1 protein-coding gene is annotated in these 3,241 nt (G+C 67.8%); it reads left to right on the forward strand.

Going from position 1 to position 3,241, the window contains the following annotated elements:
- Positions 1–533: 533 nt before the first annotated feature.
- On the forward strand, positions 534–3,241 hold a 2,708-nt coding region (locus XcodCFBP4690_RS21985; RefSeq protein ID WP_244183775.1), incomplete at its 3' end, for a ligand-binding sensor domain-containing protein.

The following is a 3,241-nucleotide window of genomic DNA, read 5'->3' on the forward strand; positions in this document are numbered from 1 at the left end:
CCGTGACCGCGCGCTCGGACGAAGCCGCCGAACCGGCCGCGCAGCAAGCCGGTTTCGACAGTTTCCTGCGCAAGCCGCTGACCGGGAACATGCTCGCCGACACCATTGCCGAGGCATTGCGCAAGGCAGGGCCGCGCGATGGCATGTAGCTGAAAGCGTAGCGACCGGCGTTGGTTGTGCCCGTGATGGCGCCGCCCCCCTGCCTTGGGCAACCGTCGGCTGTAGGGCGCTGCAGTGTGCGGCGGCCAGCGCCCGGCGCCGCGCGGTGTTCGGCCGGATGCAGCGCAGTGCATGACGGGCGGGTGTGGCGGGCTGGTGGCGCCTGGCCGTCCGGCAGCGTCACATCCGAGGCGAGCGGTCGGATCGTGCAGACACGCCGGATCGGCGGTGGCACGCCCGGGCTTGCCCGCACCGCGCGTGGCCCGCACTATGCGCCCACTTGTCGTGAAACTGATCCGGTGCGCCTCCTGACCCGCCTTGCCCATTGGCCGCTTGCTGCGCTCTGGTTGTGCCTGTGTCTGGCCGTGCTTCCGCTGCAGGCGCGTACCCCGGCCACGCCGGTGCCCACCCAGTTGACGATTGCCGACGGACTTCCCTCCGACACGGTCAATGATTTCGCCGAGGACAAGCAGGGCTACCTGTGGATCGCCAGCGATGACGGGCTGGCCCGGTTCGATGGCCGCAACTACCGCATCTGGCGGATGGAGGATGGCCTGACCAGCAACGTGATCTGGGGCATCTGCGTGGATGCCGAAGATCGCGTATGGCTGGGCTTCGAGGACGGAGGCGTCGGCTTCCTGGATGCAAGGACGCGCAACTTCCAGCGGCTGGAAGATCCGCAGTTTCCGGAACTGCGCGATGCCATGGTGTGGACATTGGCAACGGCCTCGGATGGCGCTCTGTGGATCGGCACCGCCAAGCAGGGCGTGTACCGCTATCGGCCAGGCGGGCGCATGCAGCACTTTTCCACAGCCGCCCGTGAGCCGCACCGACTGCCATCCGACAGCGTTGTGGGTTTCGAAGCCGCCGCTGACGGCTCGATGTGGATCGGCACCTGGGGTGGACTCGTGCACTGGGACGGTCAACGCATGCAGCGCGTGCCGCTTCCGGTTGCAGAGCAGGCCGTCAACAGGCTCTACATGGAACCGGGCGGCAAGGTGCTATGGGTTGGCGACCTGGCCGGTCATGCATTCCGGCTCGATACCGCAGGGCGATCCATCACGCGCCCATGGCAGAGCGCTGCGACCGAGCCGCAGGTCAGGAGCGTGCTGCTGCGTGATCGACGCGGGCGCTACTGGCTGGACATCGACGCTGGCCTGGGCATCAGCCCCGACGGGTCGTCCGTCGGCAAGGTGCCGACCTACAGTGCGTCGGCGCACGGCCTGGTCAACCGGAACTGGATCACCTCCTATCAGGATCGCGAGGGCGGGCTGTGGTTCGCCAGCCTTGAGGGCGGTCTGTGGCATCTGCCGCCGCGGTGGGACACCTTTGCGGTGTTCTCGCATCACAAGGATGACGCGCAGTCGCTGACCAACGCGTCGATTACCGCCACAGCGCCATCGGCCGCAGGTGGTGTCTGGGTGGCAGGCTCGCATAGCGCGCTGGAATACTTCGATCCGGCGACCGGGCGGGTCAAGCTGCATCTGCCCAATATCGATCCGGTGCGCGTCCCCGACACCGTGTTCGAAAGCAGCCAGGGTGTGGTCTGGATCGGCGTCCAGGGAACGCTGGTGCGGTACGACCCGCACACACGCCAGCTCGAGCGCTGGCCGCTGTTGCAGAGTGTCGATCCGGCGGCCGATCCCGACAATGCGGGCAGGCCGGGCCGGATGGCCGAAGATGCGCAAGGGCGCATCTGGGTCGCGCTGATGACCCAGGGCATCCAGCTGCGGAGCGGCCAGGGGCAACTGCTCAGGACCATCGACTATGCAAGCCACGGCCTGAAGGCGCTGAGCGTGCTGGACATGCGGATGGGACCGGATGGGCAGATCTGGCTGAGCAACAACGCCGGACTGTGGCGCTGGGACCCGCAGGCCGACCGGTTCGTCGCGGTTCCCGGCGCCGCTGATCTGCCGACGTATGTGTTCCGCCTGGGAGATGGCGGCATCGTCTGGGTAGGGCTGGCGGGCGAGTTGCGGCGGTATCTGTGGGATGGCGCGCAGCTCAAGCATCTGGATACGGTGGGCAAGGAGCAGGAGTTTCCCAAGGTGGCGCCGACCGGTATGGTGGTCGACGCCGGTGGCGTGGCCTGGGTCTCCAGTCATCGTGGACTGATCCGTGTCGATCCCGGCAGCAAGCTGGTGCGCGTGTACAACGTGCACGATGGGCTGCCCAGCTCGCCCATGCAGGTGGCCTCGCTGGTGCAGGCAAGCGGCGGGCAGATACTGGGTGGCACGTCCGATGGCGTGGTGGTGTTCGATCCGTCCACGATGCGCCCCAATCTGCGCCGGCCGCAGTTGCTGATCGAACGGGTAGGGCTGCGGCGTGGCGAGCGTGGCCTGGATGTCACCGGCGTCGCGCCGCTGCAGATGCAGGACGGCGACCGCGACCTGCACATCGTGGCGCGCATGCCGACCTTCACCAATCCCGAATCCACCAGCTACCGCTTCCGCCTCAGCGGCTACGACCCGGACTGGATCGATGTCGGCCCCAGCGGCGAGCGGCTGTTCTCGCGCCTGCCAGCCGGGCATTACGTGCTCGAGGTGCAGGGCCGCACGGCCGACGGTATCTGGTCGGCCAGCCAGAGCCTGCGGTTCCAGGTCCTGCCGCCGTGGTGGCTATCGCCATGGGGCCTGGCGGCCTTGGGCTTGCTGGTGCTGTGCATCGTCACCGGCGCGGTGTTGCTGTACCGCCGTCGCCTGCGCCGCTTGAGCGCCTGGCAGCTGGCAGTGCACAAGCAGGAGCTGGCCGAGCAGGCCTCGCTGGCCAAGACGCGCTTCCTGGCCACGCTCGGCCATGAAGTGCGCACGCCGATGACCGGCGTGCTGGGCATGAGCGAGTTGTTGCTCAAGACCGCGCTGGACACCAGGCAGCGCAGCTACACCGAATCGATCCGCCGTGCCGGCGCGCACCTGCTGCGGCTGGTCAACGACGCGCTGGACCTGGCGCGAATCGAATCCGGACGCCTGGAGCTGGATTTGCAGCCGTTCTCGGTACGCCAGCTGGTGGCCGAAGTGGAAAGCCTGATGGCGCCGCTGGCACAGGAACGCGGCCTGCGTTTCAGCCTGGAAGTGGGCCTGTT

Origin of the sequence: Xanthomonas codiaei, assembly GCF_002939785.1 — a bacterium.
GTDB lineage: Bacteria > Pseudomonadota > Gammaproteobacteria > Xanthomonadales > Xanthomonadaceae > Xanthomonas > Xanthomonas codiaei.